The organism is Actinomyces sp. S6-Spd3, assembly GCF_000758755.1.
Lineage (GTDB): Bacteria > Actinomycetota > Actinomycetes > Actinomycetales > Actinomycetaceae > Pauljensenia.
Window position 1 is genome coordinate 84,664 of record NZ_JRMV01000275.1, and the last position, 16,318, is coordinate 100,981.

The 16,318-nt window shown below is 57.1% G+C and carries 13 protein-coding genes; 8 read left to right on the plus strand and 5 right to left on the minus strand.

All coding sequences use genetic code 11. The annotated features are described in order from the left end of the window. Positions 1 to 18: 18 nt before the first annotated feature. Both HMPREF1627_RS04650 and HMPREF1627_RS04655 read left to right on the plus strand, forming a co-directional pair. Positions 19 to 1,032, plus strand: a complete 1,014-nt coding sequence (locus HMPREF1627_RS04650) for a permease (RefSeq protein ID WP_034501555.1) — start codon at positions 19 to 21, stop codon at positions 1,030 to 1,032. Beyond that, positions 1,029 to 1,760: a TIGR03943 family putative permease subunit gene (locus tag HMPREF1627_RS04655; RefSeq protein WP_034501556.1), complete on the plus strand. Its 732-nt coding sequence runs from the start codon at positions 1,029 to 1,031 to the stop codon at positions 1,758 to 1,760. Before HMPREF1627_RS04650 ends, HMPREF1627_RS04655 begins: the two co-directional genes overlap by 4 nt. A gap of 51 nt (positions 1,761 to 1,811) precedes the next feature. On the opposite strand, the gene HMPREF1627_RS04660 is transcribed toward HMPREF1627_RS04655, so the two are convergent. Beyond that, entirely contained in the window at positions 1,812 to 2,519 is a 708-nt protein-coding gene (locus HMPREF1627_RS04660) for a hypothetical protein (protein WP_234305249.1), read from the minus strand. 255 nt (positions 2,520 to 2,774) lie between these two features. On the opposite strand from HMPREF1627_RS04660, the gene HMPREF1627_RS04665 reads away from it, so the two are divergent. The 5 genes from HMPREF1627_RS04665 to HMPREF1627_RS04685 all read left to right on the plus strand — a co-directional run bounded on the left by HMPREF1627_RS04665 (position 2,775) and on the right by HMPREF1627_RS04685 (position 9,092). Continuing rightward, positions 2,775 to 4,235, plus strand: a complete 1,461-nt coding sequence (locus tag HMPREF1627_RS04665) for a sugar porter family MFS transporter (RefSeq protein WP_034501558.1) — start codon at positions 2,775 to 2,777, stop codon at positions 4,233 to 4,235. 10 nt (positions 4,236 to 4,245) lie between these two features. Then, positions 4,246 to 5,775, plus strand: a complete 1,530-nt coding sequence (locus HMPREF1627_RS04670; protein ID WP_034501559.1) for a sulfatase-like hydrolase/transferase — start codon at positions 4,246 to 4,248, stop codon at positions 5,773 to 5,775. Between the two features lie 68 nt (positions 5,776 to 5,843). After that, entirely contained in the window at positions 5,844 to 7,001 is a 1,158-nt protein-coding gene (locus tag HMPREF1627_RS04675) for an ROK family transcriptional regulator (protein WP_034501560.1), read from the plus strand. Beyond that, positions 6,998 to 8,281 (plus strand): anaerobic sulfatase maturase, encoded by a 1,284-nt coding sequence (locus HMPREF1627_RS04680; protein ID WP_034501561.1) that lies wholly within the window; start codon positions 6,998 to 7,000, stop codon positions 8,279 to 8,281. The genes HMPREF1627_RS04675 and HMPREF1627_RS04680 overlap by 4 nt, the downstream gene beginning before the upstream one ends. Next, positions 8,271 to 9,092, plus strand: a complete 822-nt coding sequence (locus HMPREF1627_RS04685; RefSeq protein ID WP_034501562.1) for a sulfite exporter TauE/SafE family protein — start codon at positions 8,271 to 8,273, stop codon at positions 9,090 to 9,092. The genes HMPREF1627_RS04680 and HMPREF1627_RS04685 overlap by 11 nt, the downstream gene beginning before the upstream one ends. A 39-nt stretch (positions 9,093 to 9,131) precedes the next feature. On the opposite strand, the gene HMPREF1627_RS04690 is transcribed toward HMPREF1627_RS04685, so the two are convergent. The 4 genes from HMPREF1627_RS04690 to glpA form a co-directional block, all read right to left on the minus strand. Continuing rightward, a complete protein-coding gene (locus HMPREF1627_RS04690; protein WP_034501563.1) occupies positions 9,132 to 9,887 on the minus strand; it encodes an SDR family NAD(P)-dependent oxidoreductase in 756 nt (251 codons plus the stop codon). Between the two features lie 65 nt (positions 9,888 to 9,952). After that, a complete protein-coding gene (locus HMPREF1627_RS04695) occupies positions 9,953 to 11,227 on the minus strand; it encodes an anaerobic glycerol-3-phosphate dehydrogenase subunit C (RefSeq protein WP_034501564.1) in 1,275 nt (424 codons plus the stop codon). After that, positions 11,224 to 12,471 (minus strand): glycerol-3-phosphate dehydrogenase subunit GlpB, encoded by a 1,248-nt coding sequence (gene glpB / locus HMPREF1627_RS04700; RefSeq protein ID WP_034501565.1) that lies wholly within the window; start codon positions 12,469 to 12,471, stop codon positions 11,224 to 11,226. The genes HMPREF1627_RS04695 and glpB overlap by 4 nt, the downstream gene beginning before the upstream one ends. Continuing rightward, positions 12,464 to 14,131 carry an anaerobic glycerol-3-phosphate dehydrogenase subunit GlpA gene (gene glpA / locus HMPREF1627_RS04705; RefSeq protein WP_034501566.1) on the minus strand — a complete coding sequence of 556 codons (1,668 nt, stop codon included), beginning with the start codon at positions 14,129 to 14,131 and terminating at the stop codon, positions 12,464 to 12,466. The genes glpB and glpA overlap by 8 nt, the downstream gene beginning before the upstream one ends. Before the next feature lie 200 nt (positions 14,132 to 14,331). Here glpA and HMPREF1627_RS04710 point away from each other — a divergent pair, with 200 nt between their 5' ends. Beyond that, complete coding sequence (locus tag HMPREF1627_RS04710; RefSeq protein WP_034501567.1) at positions 14,332 to 16,296, plus strand: M13 family metallopeptidase; 1,965 nt, start codon at positions 14,332 to 14,334, stop codon at positions 16,294 to 16,296. Positions 16,297 to 16,318 lie beyond the last annotated feature (22 nt).

Below are 16,318 nucleotides of genomic sequence, written 5' to 3' on the forward strand. Positions count from 1 at the left end.
AAAGCAGGATGAAAGTACATGGACATTTCCCGTCCCTCGACGGCTGTCACAGCACTCGTATGCCTTGCTTTGGTGTGCGCCTACCGCTTCCAAGAGGCATTGACTGCTGCAGGTATCCCCATTTCCCGCATGATTGCAATCTTTTCGGGGATTACTCTTCAGTCCTTACCTTTCTTGGCGATCAGCTCCCTCATTGCCGCTGCGATCGAGGTTTTTCTTTCCCCTCGCCAACTTGCACGCCTCTTCCCACGAGGCCGCGTTGCGGGTTGCGTCGTTGCTTTCTTCTATTCCGCGCTTCTTCCCGTCTGCGATTGTTCAACCGTTCCTCTTGTACGCACCCTGCTCCGACGAGGCATTCCCCCGCGCACTGTTTTCATCATTCTTTTTGCGGCGCCATCCATCAACCCGCTTGTCCTGTTTTCAACGTGGTATGCCTTTGGCCCATCGCTGAAAGCAGTGTCGCTACGATTGGCCGCCGCCATCGTCTGCACCATGACAATTGCTCTTTTGCTCAGCATCCGCATGCCGTCTCTGACGGCGGTTTTGCGCCAGAGCGAGTCGGATGACTCCTGCGATTGTTCACATGGATGCGGCGCTCACGCGGCGCACGCTACGCAAGGACGCGTTTCTTCATTTTCTTCCGCGTCGGCCTCGGCCTTCCTACGGGTCGTGCCCTATATGTTGATCGGTGCCGCTCTCTCCAGCGTCATCCAGGGGCTTCTCCCTGCTGGGTTTATGACGGGACATACTTCCTCATATGTCTCCATTGCCGTTGCAATGTTGATGGCTTTCATTCTTTCTCAGTGTTCATCATCCGATGCGATCGTCGCGCGGAGCATGACAAGTCTGCTTCCCCCAGGAGCGCTCATGACCTTCATGCTCATGGGCCCCATGCTTGATGTGAAGAACGTCTTCATGTTGTCAGCGGTTTTCTCGACGCGCTTTACTCTTCGCATCTGCGCAACCATCACCGCAGTTGTTGCGCTGGCCGGGCTTATCTTGACCTGGTGGGGTTTGGGAGGCACATTGTGAGGGCACGCGCTTTGGTGTTTGTGCTTGCCGCGGCAAGCTTAGGGTTCCTCTTCCTTTCGAGGCGATGGGTCTATTTCTTCCCGCCTCGTTTCCTTCCGCTCATCATTTTCTTGTGTGTCGTCTTCACCGTGTGGGCGATCGTGGATCTTCTTGCACGCAGGCAGGAAAAACACACTCACCGAACACGCGCGAATGCGGCTTATCTTCTCATTCCACTCGTTGCCTGGTCCCTGCCTTTTTCTCTGGCCCCTTCAAGCTTCCTTGGGTCAACGAACTCAACGACCGCTATTTCACAGGTGCCTGTCCCCTCATCTTCAGATTCTTCTTCCGCAGCACAGTTCCACGCCGACCACGTGATCGACACAAATAATTACTACGACAGCGTCATCGATATGGTGACTCACCCCGATCAGTGGGATGGGAAAACAATCGAGGTGACCGGTTTCGTCTTGCCAAAAGATAAAGCCTCTTCAGAGGCAGGGATGCCTCCTTTTGGTCCCGATGACAGCTTCGGCTTATCCCGAATGACCATGTGGTGCTGTGCGGCCGATGCTTATGCCTTAGGTTTTGCCGTGAATAACACAACCTCATTCGTGCCGCAGGCAGATCAATGGGTTCGCGTTCAAGGAACCTTAGAAGTCCGCAACTCAAAAGCTCTCTATCTGAAGGCAACGAACATTACTCCCGTTAATCCGCCCGATACCCCCTTCGTCTACGAAAAGAAGTAGGGGCGCCCAGACGCCATGGTAGCGTCGAGCACCCCTACCGGGAGTCCCTCATTACTTAGACGAGGAATCAGAGTTTTGGGAGTCAGAGCTTTGAGAAGAGTTTTCTGCCGCCTTCTTCTTTGCAGTTGAGTTCTCGGATCCCTTCTTGGAGGATCCGTTCTGAGAGCCCGGACCACCCTGGCCCTGCTGTCCGCCGGGACCGCCCTGACCGCCGGGCATGCCCTGCTGTCCGTTCTGACCCTGCTGACCGCCAGGCATCCCCTGTCCACCGGGGCCACCTTGGCCTTGCTGGCCATTTTGTCCGCCGGGGCCACCCTGACCGCCGGGCATGCCCTGCTGTCCGTTCTGACCCTGCTGACCGCCAGGCATCCCCTGTCCACCGGGACCGCCCTGGCCTTGCTGGCCACCAGGACCACCCTGACCGGGCTGTCCGGGCGCGGCCTGCGATTGCTGCGCGGGAGCGGGAGATGCAACCGAGCTCGTTGCCCAACCCGCGCCAAAACCTGCAACCAAGAAAGCTGCTGCTGCGCCGGCGGCTGCAGCCTTCTTCTTCCACGAGGGCTTTGCCGCGGCCTCGTGAGGAACAACCTCATCAGCGGGAAGCCAAGCACCTTCGTAGGTTCCGTCTTCCTTCTGGTAGGCAACATTCACGTAGGTCGTCTTATCAGCATGCGCATCCTGATCCTGCGAGTCATGAGCTTGAGCGTCGATGACTCGGGTCTCGTCCAGGTGGTCCTTGTTCATATCTTCTGCACTCATGTGCGTTCCTTTCCTCTGGGGCGTCTGCCCTGTCGTCTTGGTCATCAAGCTACGGACCACCTCTATGCCTGTTTTATGTCGCACCTAAGGTTTTCCTGTGAAGAGAAAAGCAACTTATATGACGCGCATCACAAAAATAATTTTGTCCACGTCAACGCCCAAAATTCACTCAGGGTTAGCGTGTAAGTACCTCAAAGATGAGGCATCACGGATCAATCCGATGAGTTCATTCCTCTCCCCTTTAGGACGGACCTCATGTCAACCTCACGTACGACAGCTCCGCTGACCGAAACCCAGCGTCGGGCGCGGAAATACGCCACTTTCCTGGCACTCATCGCTACTTTGGGCCCATTCTTCTACGGATTCGAAGGAATGGTCCTCAACGCCGCAATTAAAGCGGTCGGCACCACCTTCCACCTCGGCCCATTCCTCCAAGGCGTTGCCGGCGCAGCGGGCGTAATCGGCGGCCTCATCGGCGCACTTGGAGCAGGACGTATCTCTGACAAGATCGGACGCAAAACAACCCTGATGTGGGTTGGTCCCTTCCTTCTCTTCGAAGCACTCCTTGGACCGATCTCACCAGTTCTGGGAAGCTTCGGATATCCCTTCCTCCTCCTCACCCGCATTGTGGGCGGCATTGGTTTTGGTGCAGCAACCACCGTTGCACCCGGATACGTCGCAGAAATTGCACCTGCTGACATCCGAGGCCGCCTGATCGGTTTCCGTCAGCTGGCCATCATCCTCGGTCTTTTCTTCGCCGGCCTCATCAATATGGGTGTCGTACGCCTGACCGGCGGCGCTGCGAAGCCCGCCTTCTGGGGACTGCAGACCTGGCAAGTTCTTTTCGCATGCCTCATCATTCCCGCTCTCCTCTTCGTGATCTTTACCGCCCAAATCCCCGAGTCGCCTCGTTACCTGGTGTCGGTCGGGAAGACCAAGGAAGCTGAAGCTGTCCTCGCAAAGGTCAGCGGTGAAGACGACCCGGCAGCACGCGTCAAAGCAATTTCTGCTTCAATGGCAGAAACTGGCGGACGCAAGCTCAGCATTGGTGAAATCTTCTCCTCGAAGTGGCGCGGACTGGTTCTTGTTGGCATGATGATCGCCGCATTCCAGCAGCTCACCGGCATCAACGGCGTCTTCTTCTACTCAAACTCGCTCTTCGCGGCAGTGGGATTCAACGAATCAATGGCATTGCAGCAAACCCTGCTCATCACAGGATTCAAGATCGTAGGTGTTGTCTCTGGCATTCTGCTTGTGGACCACGTGGGACGTAAGCGGATGCTCATCTACGGAGGCACGCTGATCTTTGTTTCCCTTGGCGTCGTTGCAACCGTCTTCACACTGGCACCCGTTGTGGACGGAAAGCCCGACGTTGCAGACAACCCGGTCTTGGCATTCCTCGCAGTCGCAGCGCTGTGCACCTTCCTGTTGGGCTTCACTTCCTCGTGGGGACCGATCTTCTCGATCGTCATGGGCGAAATGTTCCCCAACTCGATTCGCGGTGGCGCAATGTCCATGGCCTCGGGAGCAGACTTCTTCGTCAACTTCCTTGTCGTTTTGCTCTTCCCCTTCCTGATTTCGTGGTCGCCGGCAGGCACCTACTGGATCTACTGCGCATTCGGCGTCCTAGCCGTCATCTTCACCGCAAAGTACCTGAAGGAAACCACCGGTACTGAACTCGAAGACATGGACAAACTCGCTGCTTCCGAGAAGTGAAAGGATCATCATGTCTGACGCATATGAACGCTCCAGTGACATCCCGGACAATGTCCGCAATGTCCTGGTGATCATGACTGACCAGCATCGCACGGATACGATCGGCTGCCTTGGTAACCCACACGCCCAAACTCCCGTCATTGACGAGATGGGACGCAACGGTTTCGCCTTCACCAACTGCTTCACTCCCACCGCGATCTGCACGCCCGCACGCGCATCACTTCTGACAGGAAAGCGCCCAGGAAAGCACCTGGTACTGGCCAACCCTGAGTGGAACATCGCCTACCAAACGATGATTCCCCTTGGAACCTGGACCTACACTCAGGCACTTCGGGACGCGGGCTACAACGTTGGCATCGTTGGAAAGTATCACTGCGGAGCGAACCTCCCCGACAAGTTCGGCGCCGACGACGATACCTACTGGGGTGCAGAAAATCCCGTCGCAAACGAAAAGTACGTCGCGTGGCTCAACGAACATGGCCTTCCGCCAGTTCGGGCACACGACTTCTGGCGAGGAAAGCTCCCGGGGGGCCGCGATGGACATATCATCGCAGCACGCCTCGATCAACCAGAAGAAGCAACCTTCGAGCGTTTCTTGGCCGATCGAGCAATCGAGAAGCTACGCGAATATGCGGCCGATTGGAAGGAAAACGGACAGCCCTTCAGCCTGGACGTTCACTTCTTTGGCCCGCACCTTCCCTACTTCCTCCCCGACGAGTGGTTCGACCTGATCGATCCGAACGATGTCACCTTGCCCGAAAACTTCGGTGACTCGCTCATCGGTAAACCGCAGATCCAGCAGAACTACGCGACCTACTGGTCGACATCGTCCTTCGACAACGATCAGTGGAAGAAGCTCATCGCTGTCTACTGGGGATACGTCGCCATGATTGACTTCGAAATCGGTCGAATCATGGATGTGGCACGCGAACTCGGAATTCTCGATGACACCGCAGTCTTCTTCTGCGCAGACCACGGAGAATTCACTGGCTCCCACCGCCTCAACGACAAGGGACCGATGATGTACGACGACATCTACAACGTCCCCTTCATCGCACACATCCCCGGGGTTTCCGCGGTCGGCCAATCCGACGCCTTCGTGTCTTTGATCGATCTTCCCGCAACCGTCCTCGATATCGCTGGACTCGACCCAGCGCTGGTCGAAGACGGACGCTCGATCGTTGACCTGACGCGAGGTGAAGACGTGCCCGGCTGGCGTGAAGACATCGTCTGCGAATTCCACGGACATCACTTCCCGCTACAACAGCGAATGCTGCGCACCAAGGAATTCAAGCTCATCATCTCACCGGAGTCCATCAATGAGCTCTACGATTTGAGAGTTGATCCCGCAGAGATGAACAATGTATACACGGTGCCTGTCTACGACGACATTCGCCGTGAACTCGCAACGAACCTATACCTCCAACTCCGCGAGCGCGGGGATCACTCCTTCGCAAAGTGGATGGCGGCCATGACGGACTTCGATATTCCGCTGGTCAACACCGCCCGAAGCGATCTTGACGAGGTCATGGGTAAGTAACACACCTTCGGTGTGGGCCTTCCGGGGCGTGCGGGAGGCCCACACCACACTGCATCAAAGGAGAGGACATGGACTACGATCTTCACGCCGCCGTGCCCTCTTTGGAAGATCAGATCACCAGTTATCTCGGCGAAAATCCCCCCGCGTCACGTGCAGAACTATGCGAGGCCCTTGGGGTTTCGAGAACAACGCTGGGGCGTGCGATCACAAAGCTTATCGATGCACACGCTGTTATTTCCCTCAAAGGAGAAGAAAAGACTGGAGCAGGCCGCCCTTCAGCTCTCTTCACATCAGCACGTTCATGTGCATACTCGCTCGGCATTGTCATTAGCCGAGCGTCTTTCGCTGGAGTTCTACTCAACCGCGGCGGCGATGTCCTGATCGCCCAATCAATACCCGCCTCGCATCCCATCAACTATCTTGAGGCGCTCGACGCCACAGGGGCGCTACTCCTTGAGCGTGCACGCACCCGCGGCATCATTACCGACTATGTACACACCATTGGTGTTGGTCTCCCCGTGCCCATGGGCTCAAATGTTTCTCACTCGCCGCATTCCCCCTACCCCAGCCGCGAGAGCGTCACCGGTATCATTTCGCGTCGTTGGAAGGGAAGCATTCTCATCGATACAACTGCGCGCCTTTGTGCCCTGAGCGAGGCATTATGGGGAGCAGGACAGGGGTACCCATCAATCCTCTACGTTCGACTCTCCAACGGCATCGGCGCCAGCTTGGTGGTTTCATACCACCTCTCTGGCGGAGATCTCGGGTTCACAGGGGAACTGGGACATATGCGCGTTCCCGACGTTCATACCCCATGCGCATGCGGAAAAGAGGGGTGCCTAGAAACCCTTGCATCCATTCCCGCACTCTGCGCTCAATGCGATGTCTCCTCTTTGAGCGAATTGGCAATGAAAGTCAGCAATCGAGATTCCAGAACTCTGTCAATCCTCGAACATGCGATGGATGCCGTCGGCGCTTGCTGCGCAAACGCTGCTCTTCTCATCAATCCCCGTGCGATCATCGTGGCTGGGGAACTTCCCGAGGCGATCCCCCAGGTCTCCGATATGCTTGCCCACGGCCTCGAAAGAGAATTAATCCCCGCAATGAAATGGAATATCGACGTCGTTCGCGCTGAACTTGGCCCCCTCGCCGCCGCGCAAGCAGCTGCCTATGCGGCGACAACTACGGCCTCGTCAATCAAGAAGGAACACGAGGGAACCCGATGACGCTCTCCCCCGCTCGCCCTATCCCCTTCTCGGTTGTCGCAAAGCCAACGGGCGCCGCCTGCAATCTGGACTGTCAGTACTGTTTCTTCCTGTCGAAAGAACTCCTCTACGACCAAAAACGCCAGTCGATGAGCGAAGAAACTTTAGAGACCTACGTCAAGAACTTCCTAGCGGCAAGCCCCGATGGAGATGTCACGATGCTCTGGCAGGGCGGCGAACCAACCTTGCGAGGACTCCCCTTCTTCGAACGCCTCATTGAACTATGCGAGAAGTATCGACGCCCCGCACAAGTGGTCCATCATGCTGTCCAAACCAACGGCACCTTGATTACCGAGCAGTGGGCGCGTTTCTTCAAAGACAATGACGTGCTGGTCGGAATCTCGATCGATGGCCCGAAAGAACTCCATGACGCCTACCGTCTCAACCGTGGCGGGCACGGAACTCACTCGATGGTGATCCGCGGGTGGGAGCAGCTTCGCAACGCCGAAGTCGACACCAACATCTTGTGCACGGTCCACGCTGCTAACGAAGACCATGGCCTTGAGGTCTACCGCTATTTCCGCGATGAACTCGGGGCGCAGTACATGCAATTTATCCCCATCGTCGAGCGCGTTCCCCGCGAACACCTGCGCCAAGCCGAACTTGGGTGGCGAAGTGGAAGCTCTGCGCTCCTGTATCGTCAAGATGGAGACTGCGTGACCTCACGATCGACCACTCCTTCGTCGTATGGTCGCTTCCTGTCCGATATTTTCGACGAGTGGATTGTTCGTGACGTTGGACAGGTCTTTGTCCAAGACTTTGATTCTTCGCTCTCTGCGCTTTTTGGTTCCGCGAGTGTATGCGTTCATGCGCCTTCATGCGGTGCGAATATGGCAATGGAGTTTAATGGCGATGTCTACGCCTGTGATCACTGGGTCGAGCCGGAGTGGCTTGTCGGGAATATCGATTCACAGGATTTCGCGACCCTTGCAACTTCGGAAAAGATGCGTGCTTTTGATACGAAGAAGCAAGATCTGGATGATGAATGCTGGAGCTGTCCCTTCCTGCGTTTGTGTTGGGGAGGCTGCCCCAAGGATCGTTTTATTGCTCAAGAGAATGGCCCGGACCACAACTACCTGTGTGAGGGGTATAAGACCTTTTACGCGCACGCGCTGCCCGCACTTCGCGCAATGGCCTTCTTGATTTCGCGTGGACGAGGCGCTCAAGAAATCATGAATCCCCTGGTCGCTCAGTCATTGGGAGTCCATATCCCACCCAAGGAGGAACATCGTGCTCATTGAAGCCACGCTCATTGGTGTGTTGATCGGCATCGTTGTCGGAGCGCTCGGCGCGGGTGGCGGCATTTTGTCGGTCCCCGTCTTGGTATATCTCCTGGGTCAAAACCCTCATCAAGCTGCGACATTATCCCTGATCATCGTGGGCGCAACCGCTTGCGTTTCGCTCATTACTCGCGCCTCCAGTGGTCACGTTGATTGGAAGCAAGGAAGCCTTTTCGCCTTCGCTGGAATCGTCGGCACCTGGGGCGGATCCGCGCTCAACCCCCTGGTATCAGCGCGAACGCTCATGCTGGAGTTTTGCGTTCTTCTGGCGTTTGTTGCGATCTTTATGGTGCATAGACAGTTGCGTGCACGCGCCGACGTTTCCCCCTCCCCTTCATCACTTGACGAGGCCGCGCCGGTGGATTCCCCGCGCACGCTTGCTTCGACACTGAAGAAGGCAGCCTTAGTGGTTCTTTTAGCCAGCGTGACAGGTTTTCTCACCGGTTTCTTTGGCGTGGGTGGAGGTTTCGCTATCGTTCCTGCGCTTCACCTTGTTCTGCGCTACCCGATGAAGAAAGCATCAGCGACATCCCTGTTGATCATGCTCATCACAGCGCTTTTCGGCTTGGCTTCGCGCGCGCTGGGGGGAACTTTAGATATCAGCGCCGAGGCCGGCGCGATGGTCGCGTGCTTCGCTGCGGCCTCGATGTGCGGAGGCATCCTCGGGGCAAAGCTTACCCGTCGGGTAAGTTCTACCACGCTCGCATGGGCGTTCATTGTTCTCCTGATCGGAGTTGCAAGCGTGAGTGCCTTCGCCACGCTACGCGCATAACCAAAAGTCAAGGGAACAATCGCTACCGGCGCGTCTGCTCTAAACCTCGGGCGCAGTTCTAGACACAAGAGTATTCGTCGCCTGCGCAACCGGGCGCACGATCATCGAATCGATGTTGACGTGACGCGGCCGCTCCAGGGTCCACACGATTGCCTCGGCGATATCCTCGGCGACGAGGGGCTCAGCAACCCCCTCATACACGCGGTCGGCAGCTTCCTGAGAGCCGAGGCGGTTGAGAGAAAACTCTTCAGTGCGCACCATACCCGGGGCAATTTCGATCACACGAACGGGTTCACCCACCAGCTCCTGACGCAAGGTATTCGCGATGATGCGCTCGGCGTGCTTGGCGGCAACGTAGCCGCCACCTCCCGGGTACGTGTCGTGGGCGGCGGTCGACGTCAGGAAGACGAGGTCGCCTCCCCGCTCGCGCATCGACGGGAGAAATGCGCGCGTGCAATGCAAGGCCGTGAGGACATTACGCTCGAACATCGCACTCCACTTGGAAGGATCTGCATCTGCGACCCGATCAACGCCAATGGCTCCACCCGCATTGTTCACGAGAGCATCGATGGGGCCGCCCTCTAGGACATGCGCGGCCATTTCCTCCACCTGCGCTTGGTCGGTGAGGTCCGCCGCCCAATACTCACAACCAATCTCGCCGGAGAGGGCCTCGAGGCGTTCGCGACGCCGGGCCACAGCAACGACGTTCCAGCCCCGCTTTGCCAAAAGACGGGCGGTGGCTTCTCCAATTCCGCTGGAAGCTCCGGTGACAACGACGCGACGAGAGACACTCATGGTGCAACAGTAATATCCCCGGGCGCGCGTCGTCATCTGCGCATCCGGGGATATTCTCTTTCATTTCAGCCTTCGGGTAGACCGTAGGCCTTGTGAATCAGCCAGATCGGGTGAACAACATTCGCACCGGTTGCCGTGCGAATCTGCCAGCGACAGGTTTCGGTGTCACAGGCCGCGAGTTCAACATTAACCTGCTTGACGAAGTCGAAAACCGGAGCTCCCACCGCTTGTGCGATCGCGTACTTTTCTTTCTTCATTCCGTAGGTTCCGGCAATGCCACAGCAGGGCTGCTGGGATTCCTTCACCGTCACCCCGGGGATCAAACTCATGAGTTCTACCGCAGGCATCCCCAAACCTTGCGATTTGAGCTGGCAGGGCGCGTGGTAGGGAATGGTCACGTCGATGCGTTCCATGTTCATGTCGAGCTCGCCGCGATCGTAGAGGTCGATGAGGAACTCACAAATGTCCCAGGTACGCGAAGCAACATCTTCAAGTTCAGGGGTATCCATTTCCAAGATGTCGTGAGCCTCATGGCGAAGCATTCCACCACACGAACCAGAAGAAGAGATAATCGGTGCGTCCCGATTCGCCTTACGCAGGTCATGGGTCAGACGCGAGACATACTTACGCGATTCGTCGTAAAGACCGTTTGACTGCAGAGCCAAGCCACAGCATCCATGCGGCGGAACAAGGACTTCGTAGCCCAAGTGCTCAAGTACCAGCACGGAGTGGATGGAGGTTTCGACCTCAAAGTACTGTCCCGCGCAACCGTGGAAGAAGATCACTTGTCCCTTCGTGCCGGAGTTGGGAAGCGGAGTGTGCTTCTTGAACCAGCTTTCGAAGGTGCGGCCATAGGCACGAGGCATGGGGGCATTGCGGTGAACGCCAATGATCTTTTCCATAGCAACGCGAATCGGCTTAACATCCAGCGCCCAGTTGGCGATGGGAGCGAAGGGTGTCATGACGCTACCGATCAGGCCTGTGCGTCCAATGAGTTGGTCGCGAAGCGGGATTCCCTGCTTCTTCTTCATGTCGGTTCGTGCATGGTGGATCATTTCGGTGACCTTCACGCCCTGAGGACACACCAAAGAGCATGTTCCACACGAGGAGCAGTAGTCGATCGAATGATCAACGAACTGGCCTTCTTGACGGTAGCGTTCTGCCTGTGGACCGGAGTACTTCGGGCCAGCGAAAAGATCAGTCACGCGCATAACAGGGCATTGCGTTTCACAGATCGTGCACTTCACGCAGGCGTCAAGGGAAGCACGAAGACCGAAGTCATCACCCTCGAGCCCCAAAACATCGGCTTCTTCGATGCCGGGGACAATTTCCAGACTCATTGAAGAACCTCCACAATCGAATCGGCTGCGCGCAGCGCACTTGCCAGAGCGATACCATCGCCTGACTTTTCCTTCCAACGCGTCGAACCGGCCAGATTCCCCCCAGCCGCATAGACATTGGAGTAGACAGGCCCCGCTCCCGGAGTGCACACGCGCATCTTGTCGTCGACCTCAAAGCCAACCTTGAAGAGAGGCTGTTCACTGCCCCAGAAGTCACCATTGAGCAAGCTCGTATCAACACCTGTCAGTGGAAGACCCATGACCGTGTCCCTCACGTGGCCGTAAGAATCGATCTCAAGTGCTCCCGATTCGAACCCTCCCGCAGCGAGGATCACGGACTTGGTCGGGATCGTGCGAGCGTGCCCAGCGGTCGAGATGGTCACGGATTGCACCTGCTGGTCCTCGACCTCGTATGAAACCAGGGACGATCCCAGCATCACGCGGCAGTTTGCTTTAGCGATCTCGGTAAGTTCTTGGTTCAGGCGCATGCCGGGGACCGACGGCGGCTGAAGAACAATCTCAAACACGGGCTGGCCGAGCATGTCTTGGATGTCGCGCCAAGCGCCCGGATCGTTCAGACCAAGAACGGCAGGAAGGCCAACGGTTTCGCCAGGTCGCACGACTTCTTTCAAAAGTGCGACAAGGCGTTCGCGGGTCTCCTTATGGTCCAACGCGCGCGCAAAGTTCGTGCCGGTTGTGTCTCGTTCTTGCCCGCGAATATCAAGATCAACATAGGCCGAACGCGCCACAATCGCTTGCCCGTTGGCGTCTTTTTGGAGACGCATGTTCTCGGCGGCAAGGGAGGGGTAGAAGTCCTTCAGGCGCTTGAAACCAACGATCACATAGCTTTGCCCGACGGGGATACCGGCTTGCATCGAAGGCTGGTACAAGGCGGTCGGACGCAGTGCGCCAAGCGCTGTTGGAATACGGACATTCGTATCGGCCGAGCCAAGGAGGCGCTCGGGTCCAAGAAGCTCACGAATCCACTCAAGCGATTGTTCAACGCATGATGCCCCAAGGCGCGCGTAGGGGTGAGTAGGGTGATCGGCTGCGAGCTGCGTGATTGCGTCTAGTGGACGTTCAACGAGTTCCGGGGCGTAGCCCAAAGCATCGATTGTCCCCTGCCCCAGTTGGAGTCCACCGATTCCCTTGGTGACAAGAGTGACCTGAGCCCCGCGCTGCGCCAGTCGGATGCTGGCAGCAAGACCGGCAAGGCCTGCTCCGATAACGACTGCGTCACGCATGGGTGAGTCCTTCCTTTTCTTCTCCATCTTCCAGGGCTTCTTCCCCACTTTCGACAGCATCCCAGTACGCGCATTCATGAGGAATGGCGTCGGGAGCGGTGGGCAGGTGCTCGACGTCTAGGGTTCCTTCGTGGATCCAGTTGTCCAGAGCAGCCTGGCGGGCTTGTTTACCGAAGAGAATGGGCCACAGTCCGATCCAGCGGTTCTTAAGGAAGAGGCGAAGCAGTTCATTTGTCCGAGGCGCGTCGATGTCACCGCGTTCATGTGCAATTCCCGCACTGCGCTGGGAGCAAAAACCTCCCTGGCATGGTCCCATTCCGAGGCGAACTTGACGGCGCACGTCATCGAGTTGGCCGCCGGGAAGAACGTCCATTGTGCGTTCGAGCATTTCACGGGTGACCAGTTCGCATTCGCAGATGATCTCTTGGCTGGAGGGAGACTCGCCATGGTGTTCAACATCGTCGAGGCGGTGGCCGATGTAGTAGTTGGAGTGTCCTTCTGCCTCGGGAACAACTTCGTCGGCGGTACGGCAGGGCCGTTCCTCCCCCAACTGCTGACACATGATGTCGACGATGCGTTCTGCCATGAGGCGGTAGGTCGTGAGCTTACCGCCGGCAATGGTCAAGATGCCATCAACGCCATCGCGACTCAGGTGATCGACGATGTGCATTCCTCGGGCCATGTGACGGGTATCTGATTCGGAGACGCGAGTGTCTTTGATGAGCGGGCGAGCTCCTGCCCAGGCATGGAGAGCACGGGACTTACGGAAGCCAGGAATCAGGGTTTCTCCCGCGTCGAGCATCTGCTGGACTTGGTCGGCAAGAATGGGCAGCTTGTCGGGGTCTTCCGCGCGCAAGTCGGTCGTTCCGATAATGCAGACCGGGTGGACGGGAACCAAGATGTCGCCGTCAGCGGGCCAAATGCAGCGGTTGATGACATTGTGCGAAAGACGATGATTCATGGCAATCATGATTCCCGCACCGGGGACAACTTCCACTCCATGGCAGTCCGCGAGGGCCGCAATCTGTCCGGCCCAGGGACCACCACAGTTCAAGACAAAGGAACAGTCAATTCGGATGTCTTCGCCCGATCGTTCATCGCGCGCGTAGACCGCTTCGATACGGTCTTGGCTGCGTTGAATCCCGGTTGCACGGGTATAGGTGAGGATCTCCGCTCCATAGGCAATGGCCGAGCGTGCTGCGCCCCAGACCATACGCCAGCCGTCGACGGTTCCATCTTGTACTGCGAATGCGCGCTTGAGTCCCGGATCAAGTCGAGGCTCGCGACGAAGTGCCTCGGCGGGAGAAATCTCTTCTGCAGGAACATGAGCGGCTCTGGCGCGAGCGATGAACTGATCGGCGTAGTCTTCATCGTCGACAGAGGTTGTCACGAAGAGACCGCCGGTCTTCTCCACGGCATCAGCATTGATGCGGGAAACGATTGCATTTTCTTCCGCGCATTCGGTTGCCGATTCAGGGTCGGACGCAATGTAGCGTGCGCCTGAGTGGAGCAATCCGTGGTAGCGGCCAGAAGTTCCTTGAGCCATATCGGCCCGGTCAAGAAGAATGGCACGGAATCCGCGCATTGCAACATCGCGGACAACGCCGGCACCGGTCGAGCCACCACCGATGACTACGACATCAGTCTCCATCGTCCTCATAGTGTTACGTTGTTCCTTAGAGAGTTTCTGATTGTTTCCTTATTAATCATGACCCTTTTGGGGCCTCTGCACATCTTCCCAAGGCGTGTTGCACATATGTGCACATTACTCATTGAAGCCTGTAATCATTCACAGCAAACTTAGGTCTTCCTAAGAAATCGGGCGTGCGCCGCATAGGAGCCGCAACGTACAGTGTCTTTATGACTGAAGAGCAGACTTACCGTCCACAGGACGATTTCTACCGCTACACCAACGGCGAGTGGCTCGCGACCCACGAAATTCCGGCCGATCGCCCCATACACGGAACCTTCCATGAGCTCCTTGATCAATCTGAGCTGTGGGAAAAAGCAATCGCAGAGGAAGCAGCTGCCGGTAAAGTTCCCGGTCACAACGGGGAACTTATCGCCCATTTATACGGAATATTTATGGATGAAGACGCTGCCAACCAAGCAGGATTCTCCCCCATCGCTGACAAGCTCACACGTCTGCGAGCAGTAACGAGCCATGACGAACTCGCAGCGCTTATGGGAACCTTCCGCTACGAGGGAATCGCTGGCCTCTTCGGAAGCTACGTCGGCACCGACGCACACAATTCAAGTCAGCACATGCTCGACTTGTACCAGGGCGGTATCTCTCTGCCAGACGAGGCCTACTACCGCGAAGAACAGCATCGCGAAGTTCTCGAAGCCTGGGAAGCCTACGTCGCCAAGCTTTTTACTCTGGTCGGGACCAGTGAAGAAGACGCCATGTCTCACGCGCGTGCTGTGCGCGAGTTCGAAACACAAGTTGCCTCTCTCCACCGCGATGCAGTCTCAAACCGCGATCCGCTCTTAGCTGACCACCCCATGACGTGGAATGAGCTGCGTGAAAAATACCCGTTGTTCCCGTGGGACCTGTGGGCGAAGGCCGCAAAGCTTCCCTTGGAAAAGATCGAGACACTCAACGTGTCGCATCCGGAGTTTTTTGAGGGTGCGACTCAGCTGTGGCATAACACCGATCTTGAAGTCCTCAAGATGTGGATGGAGCACTCCCTCATCGACGAGTATGCCTCCTTGCTCTCCGAAGATTTCGTCAATGCCTCCTTCGAATTCCACGGACGAACTCTTTCAGGAACCCAGGAACTGCGCCCTCGCTGGAAGCGCGGCCTTTCCTTGGTCTCTTCCCTCCTTGGCGAGGCCATGGGCGAAATTTGGGTTTCCCGCCATTTCCCGCCCGCCAATAAAGAAATCATGGACGGCCTCGTCCGCAGCCTTCTCGACGCTTATGAGCAAGCACTCACCCACTGCGAGTGGATGGGCGAAGAAACCCGCGCTCAAGCATTGAAGAAACTCAGTACCTTTACTCCCAAGATCGGCTATCCCGACCAATGGATTGACTACTCATCCTTGCACTTCGATTCAGACTCTCTGGTCGATGCCGTCGAGGCAGCAACCCGCTTCCACGTTCAGCGCCGCTGGGATAAACTCGGTGGCCCCGTCGATCGAAGCGAATGGCACATGACGCCTCAGACCGTCAATGCCTACTACGACCCGACGATGAACGAAATCGTCTTCCCCGCTGCAATCCTGCAAGCGCCATTCTTTGATCCGGATGCAGATGATGCTTCGAACTTCGGCGCAATCGGCGCAGTGATCGGGCACGAGATCGGGCACGGTTTTGACGACCAAGGCTCACGCTTCGATGCGGAAGGTAACTTGGAGAATTGGTGGACCGATGAAGATCGGGAACGTTTCGAGGAACGCACCAAGCGCCTCGTTGATCAATACGACGCGCTTACCCCACGGGATCTCCAAGGGGAAGAACCCCCGCTCCATGTCAACGGAGCACTCACTCTGGGAGAGAACATCGGCGATTTGGCGGGGCTTTCCATCGCATGGCAGGCCTATGTTGCTCGACTTGCGCAGCAGGGACTCACCCCGCAATCTGCCCCTGAAATCGACGGGCAAAGCGCAGCTCAGCGTTTCTTCACCGCGTGGGCTCGCGGATGGAGGACGGCGATCCGCCGCGAGTACGCCAAACAGCTCCTGAGTATCGATCCTCACTCCCCCGCAGAATTCCGCTGCAATCAGATCGTTGCGAATATGGACCCCTTCGCCGAGGCCTACGATGTAGCCCCCGGTGATGATCTGTGGATCGCCCCCGAAGAGCGCGTCCACATCTGGTAGCCAGGACAACCAAGGTTTCAAT

Coding starts and splice junctions, on each gene's coding strand:
- HMPREF1627_RS04650 (WP_034501555.1), top strand. CDS start 19: ATGGACATTTCCCGTCCCTCGACGGCTGTCACAGCACTCGTATGCCTT.
- HMPREF1627_RS04660 (WP_234305249.1), bottom strand. CDS start 2,519: ATGAGTGCAGAAGATATGAACAAGGACCACCTGGACGAGACCCGAGTC.
- HMPREF1627_RS04665 (WP_034501558.1), top strand. CDS start 2,775: ATGTCAACCTCACGTACGACAGCTCCGCTGACCGAAACCCAGCGTCGG.
- HMPREF1627_RS04670 (WP_034501559.1), top strand. CDS start 4,246: ATGTCTGACGCATATGAACGCTCCAGTGACATCCCGGACAATGTCCGC.
- HMPREF1627_RS04675 (WP_034501560.1), top strand. CDS start 5,844: ATGGACTACGATCTTCACGCCGCCGTGCCCTCTTTGGAAGATCAGATC.
- HMPREF1627_RS04680 (WP_034501561.1), top strand. CDS start 6,998: ATGACGCTCTCCCCCGCTCGCCCTATCCCCTTCTCGGTTGTCGCAAAG.
- HMPREF1627_RS04690 (WP_034501563.1), bottom strand. CDS start 9,887: ATGAGTGTCTCTCGTCGCGTCGTTGTCACCGGAGCTTCCAGCGGAATT.
- HMPREF1627_RS04695 (WP_034501564.1), bottom strand. CDS start 11,227: ATGAGTCTGGAAATTGTCCCCGGCATCGAAGAAGCCGATGTTTTGGGG.
- glpB (WP_034501565.1), bottom strand. CDS start 12,471: ATGCGTGACGCAGTCGTTATCGGAGCAGGCCTTGCCGGTCTTGCTGCC.
- glpA (WP_034501566.1), bottom strand. CDS start 14,131: ATGAGGACGATGGAGACTGATGTCGTAGTCATCGGTGGTGGCTCGACC.
- HMPREF1627_RS04710 (WP_034501567.1), top strand. CDS start 14,332: ATGACTGAAGAGCAGACTTACCGTCCACAGGACGATTTCTACCGCTAC.